Genomic DNA, 15588 nt, shown 5'->3' on the forward strand with positions numbered 1-15588 from the left:
TACCATATTTCTCTAATTTTGCCAAAAAACCTGCCCCGCCGGGGGATTTTGGTCAAAAGCCAGAGGTGACAAAAGGCAGGGCCTAGTAGCTTGTCAGCCCTAATCCAGTGAATACTGACGGTCTATTTCCCGCAACCCTTCGTTGTCGTCAGTCGGCATACGTCCGGTATGCCTCCTTCCTCCGCCTTGGTTTGCGAAAAATAGCCTCGCCATTATTCTTACTGTGTTAGAACTGACAAGCTACTTGTTGCCCTGCCGTCCTAAGAAATAACGGGGATTTATTGCCGGGGGAAGGCAAGGTTGGACAGAAAGCGCTGCTGAAAACCGGGTTGAGCTGCCAGCTCGATATAATGAGCCTTACCGGCAATGGCAAAACACCGCTGCATTCTTGCTGCCGACAGCAAGGCCTGGGCGGCCCCGGTCCCGGCGGCATTGCCGGCCGAGCGGACGAGCTCTTTTTTGCCTGCCGGCAGCATGCCGATCGCCAAGGCACTGTCAATATCAATGTAATTACCAAAGGCACCGGCCAAATAGACTGTCAGCTCCCGGTCAGGGTTCAACTTTTCCAGCAAAAACTCAATCCCCGTATAGATAGACGATTTCACCAGCTGGATCTGGCGGATATCAGCCTGCGTAATCGCGATATCCGCCCCGCTGGCACTATTTGCCCCTTCAACCAGAACAAACTCCCACTGTCCGTCCTGCTTCCGCAGGCGTGTCTGCAGGCCTGGCGGCAGTTTGGCCGCTGCGGCGCCGGTAAAGCGGCCGCTGGTATTGATTATGCCGGCTTTCACCAGCTCGGCCACGGCCTTGACAATCCCTGACCCGCACAGGCCAACCGGTTTGCCTTCGCCAATTAGCTGGACCTGCACGCCCTGTTCTGTCAGCACAACATCGGTTATGGCTCCGTCAGCGGCCCGCATGCCGTCACGGATATGAGCCCCCTCAAAAGCCGGGCCGGCCGCAGTGGAACAGGCATACAGCTGATTGCCGGCACCGATCACCATCTCGCCGTTGGTTCCCAAATCTACCAGCAGCAGTGGTGCTTCCGCAATATCCTGGTCTACAGCCAAAATAGCGGCCGTTGTATCTGAGCCGACAAAACTGGCAATATTGGGTAATACGATAATTTTTCCCTGTGGGTTAATTTCCATCTCTATATCCGGTGGATTTAGCGGCGCCATGTATTTAAATAACGCGGCATAGGGCTTGCGTACCAGGGTTGACGGAGAAATTTCCAGCACCAGATGCGACATCGTGGCGTTGCCGGCGATAGTGACAGCATAGATATTGTCCGGCGTAATGGCCGCCTTCGCGCACAGCTCGGCAATAATCTGATTCAAACAACGCCGGATCAGCTGTGACAGCCCTTCCAGTCCGCCCAGCAGTTCATGGGTCGCCTGAATCCGGGAAATCACATCAGCCCCCATGGACGCCTGGGGATTATTTTTTGAGCAAACAGCCATAACCTGTCTTATATTAAGATCAATCAGCATACCTACAACCGTAGTTGTCCCAATATCAAACGCCACGCCGTACAGCACCTTTGCGGTATCGTGCGCTTCAACGGCAATGGCTTGCTGTTCCAGCAATGTAATCGTAATGAGTTCAGGCTTTGTTTCCACAACCTCGCTTAACCGCCGCAGCATAGCCGCATTGTCAATAAAGCCGGCACCGGGCAGGCAACTGTTAGTTGTCCCGGGCGCCAGGGCCTGCTGAATCATCTCCTGCAAAGAATAATGATTATCTACGGTGGGATAGGCCGGGGCCAACACCACTTTCCTTACCAGCGGCATATCATCATCAACACTGATTTCGGTGGCTTGTCCTTTCTGACTGGCCTGTGCCTTTTTTAATATAATAGTTATGTCAGTCTGAGGATACACCTGGCAGGCCAGGTAGGTATTGTCACTGGCTGGTTGTACTGCCAGGCCGTTCTTATCCATAACCTGCCCTTGAGCGACCTGGATCTTGCACTTACCGCAGGTCCCCCGGCCGCCACAGTTAGCCTCCAGAAACACGCCGCCATCAATCAGCGCCCGCAAAACGGTCTTGTCCTGCGGGCACGGCAGGCACAGGTCATTGCCTTCAATGTATAAAGTATAGGTTGCGGATGGCACAATCATGTGTAAACCCTCTTTCGTATTATCATTCCCGATACGTTAATAGGCCGCTATAAACCAAAAAGAAGAACTCCTATTTTATTAGGGGATAGTTCTTCTTCCGGTGGAATGTATGTAGCGCGCCTGTCGGTAAAACAGACGTCGAAACAGCGTTATTCTTTACATAAATTACTTTGCCGCAACACGGCCAGGGCCGCATCGACGGCTTTGGCAATGACCGCTTCGTCATAGCCAAAGACCAGGACATTGACATCCAGATCAAACCGGGCCAAACCACGCTCGGCCGCAATCGGCCACTGCGCGGAAGCTCTTACATCTACCCGGTCGAGGCGAGTTAGCGATACAAAGATAAATTCCCCATCCGGCAATTTGGCCAGCACTTTAATATGGCCCACAATAATACCCTTATGGGATAACGGGCCGCCGACATCCAGCACAAGCCGCTTTACCATGCTCTCCAGATCAGGCTTGGTAATTTCCCGGTCCAGGGAAATCGTGTAGGTTTTACTGAACACCGTGGCATCAGTTAATTTATTCAAAATCAATTACCTCCTCCATTACGTCCACAGGCAATTGATTGGCCGCACTGGCGACCCTGACCGGAGTGTTGCTGACAAGCTCCTGGATATCGGCGATAATCTCCGCCTGATCGGTACCAACAATATCCGCTTTATTAATAATGACAAAATCGGTTTTTTCCACCTGGCTGGTAACAAGCGGTCCCAACACCTCTTTTAATTCCGGCCAGCGCCCCATGTCGACAATCGTTATTGTTTTAAAACCGGTATAGAAATGACAGTATTCATTAATTAGCTTGGCTATGTTGCCGGGTATCGCCAGGCCGGTCATCTCAATCATCAGCCAGTCCGGCTTTATCGTTTCGTGGATCTCCCGCACCGCACTGACCAGATCACTGGTTATCTGGCAGCATACACAGCCGCCGAACAAGGGCCGTACTTGTAAGCCGCTGTCGGCCAGCAGCTTATCGTCAATCCCGGCTTCGCCGATTTCGTTTTCAATAAGGGCCACTGTTTCCTGCTTGTTTTCTGTAATATATTTCGCGATTTGCAGTATCGTCGTTGTTTTGCCAGAGCCCAGGAAACCGCCAAAAAGTAAAATACGCATATTCTCCGCCGCCTCTTGATACAAATTTAACGGGCTTGCCACCGCAGCGCCAAGCAGCCGGCACCGGCGCAAGCTGTGTTTTTTATGTGTCTCCAGCAGGAAATCCGGCTTGCTAAAGCAACCCGGATTGAACTCACTTAGGGGATCTGTCATACGTATGTTCACTGGCTTGGGAATCATTTGCAGCTGATCGGGCTTCTATCGGAATTTTCCGTTCAGACAGGCAACAAATCTCTTTCGCAATGCTTAATATCCTGGTAATAATGGGTGCGATCTCATCCCGGTCATACGTTGCAGCTACTAAGGTTTGTGTGTCCTGGCCATCAGGCAGGGTATCGGCCTCTTTCCTGCTAACACTGGTTTGTATCTTGCTGTTGCTACAATTCATGCCGAGCCGACACCTGCCTTCAGGTCATCTTTAATAAGCGTTTCCCCGGACTATAGAGGAGGCTATAGAGGAGACTAGGCTACAGCGCCTGATGCTTTTTTGGACATTTCCACTGCATCATAGGCATTTTTGCAATATCCGTCAGCTGAGCACCAGGTGGCAACATTCTCATCAACAGGACCGCCGCCGACAAGAACTGTGGTTTTAATACCGGTGGCTTTCACTGCGGCAACGGTTTCTTTCATCACATCAAAAGCAGTCGTCAGCAGGCAGAACATCCCTACCACATCAGGGTTGTGGGTTTTTACGGCCTCAACGAAGGTTTCGATCGGAGCATCAACCCCGATGTCCACTACTTTGAAACCATTACAGCTCAAAATTGTGGAAACGATATTTTTGCCGATATCATGAATATCATCTTTTACAGTACCAAGGATAACGGTGCCGATTGTTTTGTTCTCGCCGGCATCAGCCAGGGCTGATCCGAGCAGCGCGGCCGCATTGGCAAACACCTCGGCCGACATAATCAATTCCGAGAGATAGTAGTCACCGGCTTCATACAGCTTGCCTACGCCTTCCATACCGGCCTGCAGCTGGGCCAGTATTTCTATTGCGGGCACACCGGCGGCTGCCTGTTCTTTTACACCGGCAATTACTAAATCTTCTTCCAACTCGGTTACCGCTTTTACAAGATCAATTTTTGACATTCCAAACTCCCCCTAATTTTATATATTTATAAATAGGCTTACTTCTGTTTTATTCGTAAAGCCCTTTTCTGTGAGCCTTCAGGTATTTTGCGCAATATCTGTCGTTGCCCAGTAAAGCCTGTCCGGCGTAGACCACACCCATCATGGCTTTGTCGGTCGGGTTCAGGATGTAGCCGTCCATGCCCACCGTCATGGTTTGAACGACAAACAGCCGGTTGAGCACAGCCCGGTTGGGGAAACCATAAGAAATGTTGCTTAAGCCGCAGGTCAGGTGAACGGCAGGATATTTCTGCTTGATGGCATAAATGGCATCCAATACGGATTTGCCATATTTATCATTGGTGCTCAGCGGCTTGATCAGCGGGTCAATATAGATATCATCCTGATCAATACCCTCTTTTTCCATATCGTCGATCAGCTTGCTGGCAATACGCAGACGGTCCTCGGCAGTTTCCGGCATGCCGGCGTCTTCAATGCACAGGGCAACAATTTTAGCGTTAAACTCTTTAACCAAGGGGACAACCGCTTGGTAACGGGCCGTTTCAGCTGTTGTCGAATTGATCATGCGCTTGCCGTTGCCGGTTTTAGCCAAGGTAAGTCCGGCTCGTAATGCATTCACGTCAGGGCTGTCAATGCACAGAGGCAAATCGGTAACCTCTTGAATGGTATTTACCAGCCATTCCATACACTCAATTTCCTGCCCCACCATAGTGCCGCAGTTTACATCAAGATAATTAGCACCGGCTGCCTCCTGCTGCTTGGCAACTTCCTGAATGTAAGCGGCGTTTCTTGTTTCCACAGCTTCGCGAATCGCCTTGCGGCTGGTGTTAATGAGTTCTCCGATTATTAACATTAATCCTTCTCCTCCTGGTCGCCATCTATGTTGTATATACATCTATATATAGAGTAACGCGATCTGTTTTTTTTGTCAATACTATTTATTCTTATATTTCAAAAAAATCTCATATTGGTGAATGGGCTTCTCTGCCAGTACAGACCAGGCGGCCCCGATAAAACGCCAGTCTATACTGTTTTAACCGCTCTCAGAATATACAGGGCGGCGAGAAACCAAAATAAAGACAGTGGCTCCATTGCTTCTTGGCCACGAGTTTAGTATTATCATTAGTAGGATATTCTGGAAAAGCAGGTGAGTTTGATTGTTAACCACAACTACTTTCACTGTTGGTGATATGCACTGCCCGGCTTGTGAAAAAAAGCTTGAGCAAGCGCTACAGGGCTTACGGGGGGTCACCGCCGTCCAGGCCAGCTATTTCCAAAACACCGTTACTGTCGAATTTGACCCGGCCATCTGCAGCGAGGCCCTGCTTCAGAAAACGATCCATAAATGTGGTTATACCGTTGACGGTCAATCCCAGGCGAAAAGTAAACTGAAAAACTATCTGGGCATAGCCTGTGTATTTTGTGCCATTCTTATACTCAGCCAAATTACCGGCCGCTTTGACATGAGTTCGCAATTAACAGGGCAGGTCACTTATTTGGTAATTTTTATTATCGGCCTGATGACTTCACTGCATTGCGTGGGCATGTGCGGCGGCATCATGATGTCGCAAACTGTTGCCGACGTGCCGCACGGCGGACCTGCTCCCTGTTTGCGTTCCCTGCGCTATAATGCCGGCAGAATCATCAGTTATACCCTTGTCGGCGCCATTGTGGGAGCGCTGGGATCAGTATTCTCCGTTTCGATCGGCTTTATGGCCGGAGCCGCAATCATTGCCGGCCTGTTTATGATTTTTATGGGACTCAATCTGACCGGGCTCACACTCTTCCGGCGGTTTCTAACCCTGCCCCGGCTGTTTAACTTACCGGTAAAGCCGGCCAATTCCCCTTTTATTGTCGGGTTGGCTAACGGCTTAATGCCCTGTGGCCCCTTGCAAACGATGCAGCTTTATGCGCTAAGCACCGGCAGTATGCTGGCGGGAGCAACGGCAATGCTGGTCTTTTCGCTGGGCACATTGCCGTTAATGCTGTCTTTTGGCACCATAACGACTATGCTTAGTAAAAACTCAACCAAAGCAGTACTCCGGTTCAGCGGTGTACTTGTTATCATTTTAGGTTTAATCATGACCAACCGGGGTCTTGCCATTGCCGGCATCAATACGTCCTTCCTCTCCAGCTACACTGCCAAAAACACCGCCACCAGCGCCATGCTGGTAAAAGCCGAAATAAATGACGGGCAGCAGACCGCTACAATAGCGGCAACAAATCAGGGGTATGTGCCAAACGTTTTATATGTTCAGAAAAACCTGCCCCTGAAGCTGATCGTTACCGGCGATCAAATCAATGCCTGCAATAATCAGCTGATTATTCCCGCCCTGAACATAAAAAAGAACCTGACTGCCGGGCAAAACATCATTGAAATGACACCGCAGGGCGCAGACCTGAGCTTCAGCTGCTGGATGGGTATGCTGGGCGGCTTGATTAAAGTAGTGGATGACCTTGACAGCATCGATCTCTCCCGGCAAAACGTCGTGGTGCCGCCAGGCAAAGGCTGTTGCTCTGCGAATGGCAAAGCCCCGTGCTGCGGCAACCGGGAAAACCGCCCCAGTATATACGGTGATGATATTAGCCGGATTCCCACTGACCGGCTGTTGAAAAAGGCCGTGGCCGGCAGCCAGGGGCAAACCGTACATATCGCGGGCATTGGCTATGAACTGGAACCTTTGATTATCGTTATCAGCAAAGAAATACCGGCGCAGGTGCTGTTTAATTTTGAAAAATTCGATGCCCCCGCAGGTAAATGGGAAATTGTCGCCTATGACCGGAAACAGGTGATTCAAACCTTTAACGGCACCAAAACCACCTATGCATTAGACCTTCCGCCCCAGTCGCCGGGAACCCTCGGGATTTACCACCAGGGAGAAATTGTCGGCGTCGTTGAAGTAGTAGAAAATGCGGCAGCTGCTGATCCGGCAAAAATCCTCGCGAAATTATTGCATTAGCAGCCAGCCGCTCTGCCGCACCTTCTCCCACCCTGTAAATGCATAGGCCTGATAAAAATTCCCCGCCACTCATCCGCAGTGGCGGGGAACTTTTATGTCTGGCGCTTTGCTATTTCTTTACCAACGACCCCAGAATCGTTTTGCCGCTGGCAATGACCATATCGCCAAAGCTTTTATTGTTCGCGCAGATTACGTCCAGGGCAGCCAGTAACCGGTCAAGTTGTTCATAAGAGACAGTAAGCGGCGGCTCTAAACGGATTACATTGGGATTATTCAGGGTATAGGCCGTTATGATCTGATGATTGTTAAGGAGCTCTCCGGCTACCATTGCCCCCAGATATTCACCGGCTAACTTTTCCACGGCACCGCCGGTCAGTTTGTTGAGCAGCCCTTTTTCCGGCTGGGCAAACTCCAGGCCGATGATGAGCCCTTGCCCGCGCACCTCTTGTAAAAACGGATATTTCGCCTGCAGCTGCCGCAATTTACCAAGCAGGTATTCGCCCTTTTCGGCCGCCTGGCGGGCTAGCTCGTCGCGGACAAGAACGGTTAAAGTGGCAATACCAGCCGCTGCCGCCCGGGTATTGCCGCCAAAAGTCGAGGTATGCAACGTAGCTTTTTCCGTACTGCCGTAGGCTGTCTTCCAGATTCTTTCGGTCGTCGTATAGGCCGCAAGCGGCATGATCCCGCCGCCAAAAGATTTGGACAGGCACAAAATATCCGGCGCAATGCCCGCCAGTTCGCAGGCAAACATTTTCCCGGTGCGCCCGAATCCGGTCTGGATTTCATCGACAATCAGCAAGGTATGATACTTCGTACAAATATCCCTGACTTCTTGCAGGTACCCTGCCGGCGGAACAATGATGCCCCCTTCTCCCTGAATCGGCTCTACGATAAAGGCCGCTGCCGCATTGGCCGATAAAATGTTCTCCAGGGCCCGGGCGTCGCCAAAAGGAATAAAAACTACATCAGGCAGCAACGGGGCAAAGGGCTTTCTGTATTTCTCCCGGCCCGTAACCGACAGGGCGCCAAAGGATTTGCCATGAAAAGAGCCTTCGCAGGAAATGATTTTGGTTCTGCCGGTGGCGGCCCGCGCCAGTTTTAAGGCCCCTTCCACCGCTTCGGCGCCGCTATTGCAAAAAAATGAGTATTGCAACTCGCCGGGAGTCAATAGGGCTAAATTCCGCGCCAAAGCGCCGGCAATCGGGTTGAGGGCAGCCTGAATCAGATTCGGCAGTTCATTTACCGCCGCTACGGCGGCCTCGATTTCCGGGTGGTTATGCCCCAGGTTGAGAGCGCCATAACCGCCTAAAAAATCCAGGTATTCCTTATTCTCCCGGTCCCAGATGGTTGTCCCTGCCGCTCTGACAAAACTTTTATCAAAATTTAGCAGTCCCATAAGGTTTACCAACTCCGGATTTATAAAGTGCCGGTGATTATCCCGGTTTTGTTCCCGCGATAACGCCATTGCCTCTTTCAGCTCCAAAAAATCCGGCATTACCTCTTTTATATTTCTGGCCATTTCTGTATCCCTCCGCAACATAGATAGTGTTGTTAATAACTTATTATGTAATAACTTCCCTGTATTGAGGATAATTACCTGCAATCAGACCGGCAAAAATTAGTGCCTTATAGATAATTATGGCATTAATTGCCGTTCTGTAAACATCTGCCCCCAACAAATAAATAAACTGGCACCTGCCGTTCAGGCTGCCAGTTTGTTCTCCGGTTCAATAATCATAGTTTTTTCATTGTTGGTACTTGTTGATCAGACAGTAAGCCGATTTCTTTCGCAATCGCAGCCATCTTCTTAATGATCGCTACGACTTCGCGCTGTTCCCTGCCGGAATCGCTCATAGACCGGCAAGCCTTTTGAAAGCTTTCCGCAATCAGCTGTAAATCAGTATCTAGGTTTTTCGTAGCGGCAGGGTGTGTGGCATTTTTCCTGCTGTATTCTGCAACACGGCAGTCCTGCTGATGATCCGGCGCAGCACTTTTCACTTCATTCACCTCCATTCCCCGCGGCTTGGCTGTTCTTGACCAAATTGCCAGCTTCCTCCGTAAGAACAAAGCTTTTATCATTCAAGGCGAAAGTAATCAGCAAACCTGCCAGCAGAATTACGGCGGCCGCGACAAAGGTATACGGGGCAGCCTGGCTTGCAAAATTATCTTTCAGAAAGGCGACAATCTGGGGTCCCACAATGCCGCCGCACCCCCAGGCGGTGAGAATGGCACCGTAAACAACAGGCATCAGTCTCTGGCCGAAAACATCCAGCACAAAGGAAGGCATGGAGCCGAAGCCGCCGCCGTAGCAAAGCAGGATATAACAGACAAGCACGCCAAAAATAATTGGATTATCCACAAATAAGAGGGCGATAAAAACCACAAACTGTGTGCCAAGGATAAGGCGGAAGGTCTGTACCCGGCCGATTTTGTCTGACAGGCTGCCCCAGAAGAAGCGCCCCAAACCATTACAGATCGAACTAATGGCAATCAAAGTTGCACCGGCGGCAGCCAGTCCGGCAACCACCTGCGGGTTAGACAACGCAACCGGGTCCATATTCCTTTTCATCAGATCCTGCAGCAGGGGCGATTGAAAACCAATAAACATGATGCCGGCAATAATGTTAAAGAAGAATACCGTCCACATCATCAGAAATTTGCCGGAAAAAACACACTGTTTGGCTGTAATAGCCTCCTGCTGCGCCTGGGCTCTGGCAGCTGCGGCCGGGGGAGCATAACCTGCCGGCGCATAGTTAGGCGGCGGGTTGACAAGAAAATAGCCGGCAGGCAGGGTAAGCACGAGCATAACCGCACCTAAATAAAAAAATACCAGCACAAGGTTGCCACCGGTTACAGACATGAAAAAGGGGGCCAAAAGCTTGGCCATGATCAGGGCCCCAAAACCAAACCCCATAACCACCATGCCGGTGATAAACCCCTTCTTGTCCGGAAACCACTTGGCAGCCGTGGCCACCGGGGTTACATAGCCAAGCCCCAGACCGCTGCCGCCAATAAACCCATAGCCGGCATAGAACAGGGCGAGACTTTTGCTATAAAGCGCATAGGCAGCAACCAAATACCCGAGGCTAAACAGCAGGCCCCCCGTCATGGCGAGCCGGCGGGGACCGTACTTGGGCAGATTAATGCCGCCCCAGGCCGCTGCCAGGCCGAGAAAGAAAATGGCCAGGCTAAAGGCCCAGGCGGCCTGAGAATTAGTCCAGTTGTTAGCGTCCATAACCGGTTGCTGAAAAAAGCTCCAGGCATAGACTGTGCCCAGCGCAAGCTGCAGCAAGGTCCCCATGCCCGCTATCAGCCACCGGTTGGGAATTGACTGTGATTCTGTTCTCATACTTTTTGTCTCCTTTCCAATTAGCCTTGCTGCGAACAAGTCAATTACCCTAATGAAAGCCAAATAAGCTGAGAGCCCTGGAAGAAACCGCTGCCCATGCTGAAGCGAGGAAAGCCGGCAGCAGGCAGCGACGGCTTTCCTCGCTGGGGGCAGATTTATCTTCGCCAGGATTAAAACAAACCAACAATCTTCCCGCTGTTGTCAATATCCATTCTAACTGCCGAAGGCTCTTTCGGCAGTCCCGGCATAGTCATAATCTCGCCGGTAATCGCCACTAAAAAGCCGGCGCCGGCCGCTACCCTGACTTCACGGACCGTAATCGTAAAGCCGGTGGGACGCCCGATCTTGGTCAGATCGTCACTCAGTGAATACTGGGTTTTTGCCATGCAGACAGGTGTCTTATCAAACCCCATCGCCGTCAGTTCCTGAATGATTTTTTCGGCTGCCGCCGTGTAGTTTACGCCGTCAGCGCCATAGATTCTTGTGGCGATTGCCGCAATTTTATCTTTAATCGGCGCGGTTTCATCATAGGCAAAACGAAAGCTATTCACCTTCTCGCAAGCGGCCAATACCTTTTCGGCCAGTACCTGACCGCCAAGGCTGCCCTTAGCCCAAACCTCGGAGAGTGCGACTTCCGCCCCCATGGCCTGGCATTGTTCCTCCACAAACCGCAGTTCTTTATCGGTATCTGTAGGAAAAGCATTAATGGCTACCACAGCCGGCAGGCCAAACTGCTGGATGTTTTCAATATGCTTGGTAAGATTGGCAAGCCCTTTTTCCAAGGCCGCCATATTCTCACCGGCCAACTGATTCTTGGGCACGCCGCCATGCATCTTAAGCGCCCGCACTGTGGCGACAATAACAACCGCACTGGGCTGAAAGCCGGCAAAACGGCACTTGATATCAATAAATTTTTCCGCCCCCAGATCGGCGCCGAAACCAGCCTCGGTTACACAGTAATCAGCCAGCTTCAGGGCATATTTAGTCGCCGATACACTGTTGCAGCCATGGGCAATATTGGCAAACGGCCCGCCATGAACGAAAGCCGGTGTGTTTTCCAGGGTCTGCACAAGATTGGGTTTAATCGCATCCTTAAATAACAGGGTCAAAGCGCCGGTTACTTTTAAATCATTCGGGGTGACAGGCTTGCCGTCATAAGTGTAGGCAACAATAATCCGGCCAATACGCGCCTTCATGTCGTCAAGGTCATTGGCCAGGCAGAGAATGGCCATCATTTCCGAAGCAACGGTAATATCAAAGCCGTTTTCCCGGGGCACGCCGTTGGCCTTGCCGCCAAGGCCGCAGACAATGGCCCGCAGGGCCCGTTCATTAAGGTCAAGCACCCGCCGCCAGGTAATGCGGCGGGGATCAATGCCCAGTGCATTGCCGTGGTGAAGGTGGTTGTCGAGAATAGCCGCCAGGAGGTTGTGGGCCGTGGTAATGGCATGAAAATCACCGGTAAAGTGAAGGTTGATATCTTCCATCGGCACAACCTGGGCATAGCCGCCGCCGGCAGCACCGCCTTTTACGCCAAAACAAGGTCCCAGTGATGGCTCGCGCAGGGCAATTACTACCTTTTTGCCCTGGCGGCGCAAAGAATCCCCCAGTCCAACAGTTGTTGTTGTTTTACCTTCACCAGCCGGCGTGGGATTAATGGCCGAGACTAAAATGAGTTTGCCATTAGGCCGGTTATGAATCCGCTCCCAGGTCTTAAGAGAAACTTTGGCTTTGTAATTGCCGTAGAGTTCTAATTCTTCGGCCGGAATCGCTAATTCGGCAGCGACTTCTACAATGGGCTGCATCGAGGCTTCCTGGGCAATTTCCACATCACTTTTCATAAATAATACCCCCTAAAATGCGCTATTTCTATTACCAATTAATTCTGCGACTCTGCCGCCTGAGCCAGTTCTGTATTTGAGCCGTGAATCCCGCAGACCGGGCAAACCCAGGTTTGCACCCTTAACAGCACTTCCTTGTCTTCAAAACAATACTTAACCGTACTGTATTTTGAAGTCTTTTCATCATGTTCACACCACAAAGACAGATTCATAATTGGTCCTCCTTTATTAATATTGCAATTGCCAGGCAAAGCTCAGGCGATCCTGGAACTTTAATGATTAATTCCATATTAACGCATTAATCATTAAATTCGCATAAAACAAACAACTTCAACATTACAAAAACATAACAAATCCCACCAATTATTTACTGGTGGGATTTTTCCCCTTCCATATTCGGAATCATATAGCCAACGCCCGGATAGGTTACAATAAAGCCCCCGTCAATGTCGACACTCTTAATCTTCTGGCGGATCCTGGCAATGGCTACCCGCAGATATTCCACATCGTCGCGGTATTCGCTGCCCCACACATCCGTAAGCAGTTGCTCATGCGTCAAGACCTTACCCGCATTCGCCATCAACAACGAAAATAAATTATACTCTGTTTCCGTCAGCCTTAGCTCCCGGTCGCCGGCCCAGGCCCGCCGCTGGGCCAAATTAACCGTAACCTCGCCATTTTTAATTTCACTGGTCATATAATGATTCTCCACCCTGCCGGCAGAACGCCGCAAAACAGCCTTAACCCGCGCAAACAGCTCCTCCAGCGAAAACGGTTTGGTAAGATAATCATCAGCCCCCATGTTCAGCCCCTGTACCTTATCGGTCGCATGCCCCCGGGCAGTCAGGATAATCACCGGCACATTAGTAAACGTGCGCAGCCGGTTCAGCACGGCCAGGCCATCCAGTCCGGGCATCATGAGATCCAGCAGGATAAGCTCCGGGTCCAGCAGATCAAACTTCGCCAGTGCATCGGCGCCATTCTGAAAGATATGGGGCTCATAACCCAGCGACTTGAGGTTGGCTGAAATGAAGCGCAATATTTTGGGCTCATCATCAATAATAAATATCCTACACTTTTTCATAGTTACCACCACTGCCTCTGTATTTCGGTATGGAAACGGTAAAAACACTACCGCTTCCTTCACAGCTTTCCACCCTGATCCGCCCGCGATGGGCATCGACAATGCCTTTACAGATTGCCAGGCCCAGGCCCGTGCCGCCGCTGGGGCGTTCACAGCCGGTATCAACACAATAAAAACGGTCAAATACTTTTGTCAGGTGCTTTTCACTGATCCCGATCCCATTGTCGGCGACACTGATATGAACATACTTGTCATCGCAATCGGCCGTAATTTTAATATGCGGACTGCGCACGTTATAACGAATGGCATTAGTGAACAAATTGGACAGCACCTGCCCCAGCCGGACCCGGTCACCATACAGCAACGGCAAATTTTCGTCCACTGTGGCTTCAATCTTCACACCGCTGGCAAAATGTTTGGGCAGCTTTCTGACGGCATGATCGACAACAACACTCGGCCGTACCGGTTCCCGGTCCAGGCTGATCGCTTTCGCATCAATGCGGGAAATATCGAGCCAGTCATTAACCAGCTCCTGGATACGGCCAATATCCTCATGAATTCCGGTCAGCATTTCCTGTTTGAAATCCTCGTCCCAGTCCGTGTCTACCCGCAGCAAGGTTTCCACGCTGCCTTTTATACTTGTTATCGGGGTCTTAAATTCATGAGAAACCATGGAGAGTAAATCGCTTTTAAGCTTATCCACCTCATGCTCCTTGGTAATATCCCGCCAGACAAGCCCCTTGCCGATTATATGGTGTTCATCGTCGGTAACCGGGAAAGCGGACAGCATGATATGCCGCTGCGTATCGCCATAATTCATCTTAAAGCGGAAGATCCCATTGCCCTGCCTCACTTGCTCAAAAATCTGCCGGTCCGAATCCGCCAGGCGGCCGGCAATCACCTCAAAAATATGCGCCTCCGGCAACCCCCGCATCTTATCACGGGGTATATTCAGCAGCTTGGCCATCCGGCCGTTTGCATACACAACTTCCCGCTTTTTATCAATCAAGGTAATGGCATCATACATACTCTCCAGTACGGCTTTTAATACTGCATGATTTTGTTGCAGCGTCAGCGATAACATTTCCTTTTGAATAATGATCCCCGCCGAGTGCGACAGGGTCTGCAGAAACTGGCAGTCCGCCTCACTGAGCGGCGAGTTGGCCACCACCAGATGGCCGAAAGTGGCATTGCCTGACCGGATAGGCTGAACATAGTACCTGTGGACATAGTATTTGTGAACATTGGCCTGCCTGCTTCTACCACCGGACTCGTTATCCCCGCCTCTTACCATATCCTCATAAGCTCCCAGCAAAGAAAACACCGGTTTTGTGAGATATAATTTCACGTTTACCCCTGACAACTCGCAAAACTGCCGCACACACCCCCCGATAATATCGGCGCCCCCCGGTGCAGGCGCCGTCGGGGTGATTAACTGATTTAGGATTGCCAGCTCGCGGTTGGTTCGCAGCAAACTCATCGTCCGTTCCTCTACCCGCTGTTCCAGGTCGGTATTTAAATTAATCAGTTCCTGACGGCTTTCCTTGATTTTTTGGGCCATGATAAAAAAATTTCCCGCCATAAAATGAAACTCCTGCGGGGCAAAGCGCGGAAAGCTGACCGGATTGATCTCATCTTCGCTGCTGATGACTGCCTGAATATATTCCAAGAGAATTTTAATCGTACTATTTATCCGTTTCGCCAGAAAATAACCTAACAATAAGGTAAATGCCAAGGTAACAACAACACTCAAAATTACCGACTGCAGCGGAACTGCCTGCGACTGCAAAAGCAGCAGGCTGCTAAGAATGACTACGGGAATTATGGGGATAATGGCAAAAGCAATCCATAAATGCGCTTTTATTGATAAGTTTTTCATCGTAACGGCTTCAGGCATACCGGCCCCTCCTTTGCACACTGCACTCTATTGAGTCATTTCGCCCTAAGGTTACAATATCCTGTAACTGTTAACAAAATAAAAAAATCACAAAATATTTATATACCGGCCGGGGCT

Annotated in this window: 14 protein-coding genes; 1 reads left to right on the forward strand and 13 read right to left on the reverse strand. The window is 50.6% G+C overall.

The features are described from left to right. Nucleotides 1-278 precede the first annotated feature (278 nt). The 6 genes from ACZ481_RS16670 to ACZ481_RS16695 all read right to left on the reverse strand — a co-directional run bounded on the left by ACZ481_RS16670 (nt 279) and on the right by ACZ481_RS16695 (nt 5196). A complete protein-coding gene (locus ACZ481_RS16670) occupies nt 279-2126 on the reverse strand; it encodes an ASKHA domain-containing protein (RefSeq protein WP_464766476.1) in 1848 nt (615 codons plus the stop codon). Nucleotides 2127-2275: 149 nt separating this feature from the next. After that, nucleotides 2276-2662, reverse strand: coding sequence for a hypothetical protein (locus ACZ481_RS16675; protein WP_464766477.1), 387 nt, complete (start codon nt 2660-2662; stop codon nt 2276-2278). Further along, on the reverse strand, nt 2655-3413 hold the full coding sequence (locus tag ACZ481_RS16680; protein ID WP_464766478.1) for a GTP-binding protein: 759 nt from the start codon (nt 3411-3413) through the stop codon (nt 2655-2657). The genes ACZ481_RS16675 and ACZ481_RS16680 overlap by 8 nt, the downstream gene beginning before the upstream one ends. Continuing rightward, nucleotides 3382-3636: a hypothetical protein gene (locus tag ACZ481_RS16685; protein WP_464766479.1), complete on the reverse strand. Its 255-nt coding sequence runs from the start codon at nt 3634-3636 to the stop codon at nt 3382-3384. The genes ACZ481_RS16680 and ACZ481_RS16685 overlap by 32 nt, the downstream gene beginning before the upstream one ends. Nucleotides 3637-3710: 74 nt before the next feature. Continuing rightward, the gene (locus tag ACZ481_RS16690) at nt 3711-4343 is read right to left on the reverse strand and encodes a cobalamin B12-binding domain-containing protein (protein ID WP_464766480.1); all 633 of its coding nucleotides are present in this window, start codon (nt 4341-4343) and stop codon (nt 3711-3713) included. A gap of 49 nt (nt 4344-4392) precedes the next feature. Next, nucleotides 4393-5196, reverse strand: coding sequence for a methyltetrahydrofolate cobalamin methyltransferase (locus tag ACZ481_RS16695; protein ID WP_464766481.1), 804 nt, complete (start codon nt 5194-5196; stop codon nt 4393-4395). Nucleotides 5197-5500: 304 nt separating this feature from the next. Between ACZ481_RS16695 and ACZ481_RS16700 the strand changes: the two genes are divergently transcribed. Then, nucleotides 5501-7303: an urease accessory protein UreH domain-containing protein gene (locus ACZ481_RS16700; protein ID WP_464766482.1), complete on the forward strand. Its 1803-nt coding sequence runs from the start codon at nt 5501-5503 to the stop codon at nt 7301-7303. Between the two features lie 109 nt (nt 7304-7412). On the opposite strand, the gene ACZ481_RS16705 is transcribed toward ACZ481_RS16700, so the two are convergent. The 7 genes from ACZ481_RS16705 to ACZ481_RS16735 form a co-directional block, all read right to left on the reverse strand. After that, nucleotides 7413-8822, reverse strand: coding sequence for an aspartate aminotransferase family protein (locus tag ACZ481_RS16705; protein ID WP_464766483.1), 1410 nt, complete (start codon nt 8820-8822; stop codon nt 7413-7415). Between the two features lie 215 nt (nt 8823-9037). Continuing rightward, entirely contained in the window at nt 9038-9316 is a 279-nt protein-coding gene (locus tag ACZ481_RS16710) for a hypothetical protein (RefSeq protein WP_464766484.1), read from the reverse strand. After that, nucleotides 9303-10652, reverse strand: coding sequence for an L-lactate MFS transporter (locus ACZ481_RS16715; protein WP_464766485.1), 1350 nt, complete (start codon nt 10650-10652; stop codon nt 9303-9305). Before ACZ481_RS16715 ends, ACZ481_RS16710 begins: the two co-directional genes overlap by 14 nt. A 170-nt stretch (nt 10653-10822) precedes the next feature. Then, nucleotides 10823-12490, reverse strand: a complete 1668-nt coding sequence (locus ACZ481_RS16720; RefSeq protein ID WP_464766486.1) for a formate--tetrahydrofolate ligase — start codon at nt 12488-12490, stop codon at nt 10823-10825. A 38-nt stretch (nt 12491-12528) separates the two neighbouring features. Further along, nucleotides 12529-12702, reverse strand: a complete 174-nt coding sequence (locus tag ACZ481_RS16725; RefSeq protein WP_464766487.1) for a hypothetical protein — start codon at nt 12700-12702, stop codon at nt 12529-12531. Nucleotides 12703-12857: 155 nt separating this feature from the next. Then, nucleotides 12858-13574, reverse strand: a complete 717-nt coding sequence (locus ACZ481_RS16730; RefSeq protein WP_464766488.1) for a response regulator transcription factor — start codon at nt 13572-13574, stop codon at nt 12858-12860. After that, nucleotides 13561-15471 (reverse strand): sensor histidine kinase, encoded by a 1911-nt coding sequence (locus ACZ481_RS16735; protein WP_464766489.1) that lies wholly within the window; start codon nt 15469-15471, stop codon nt 13561-13563. The genes ACZ481_RS16730 and ACZ481_RS16735 overlap by 14 nt, the downstream gene beginning before the upstream one ends. Nucleotides 15472-15588: the final 117 nt, after the last annotated feature.

It is taken from the genome of Sporomusa intestinalis (assembly GCF_055383785.1).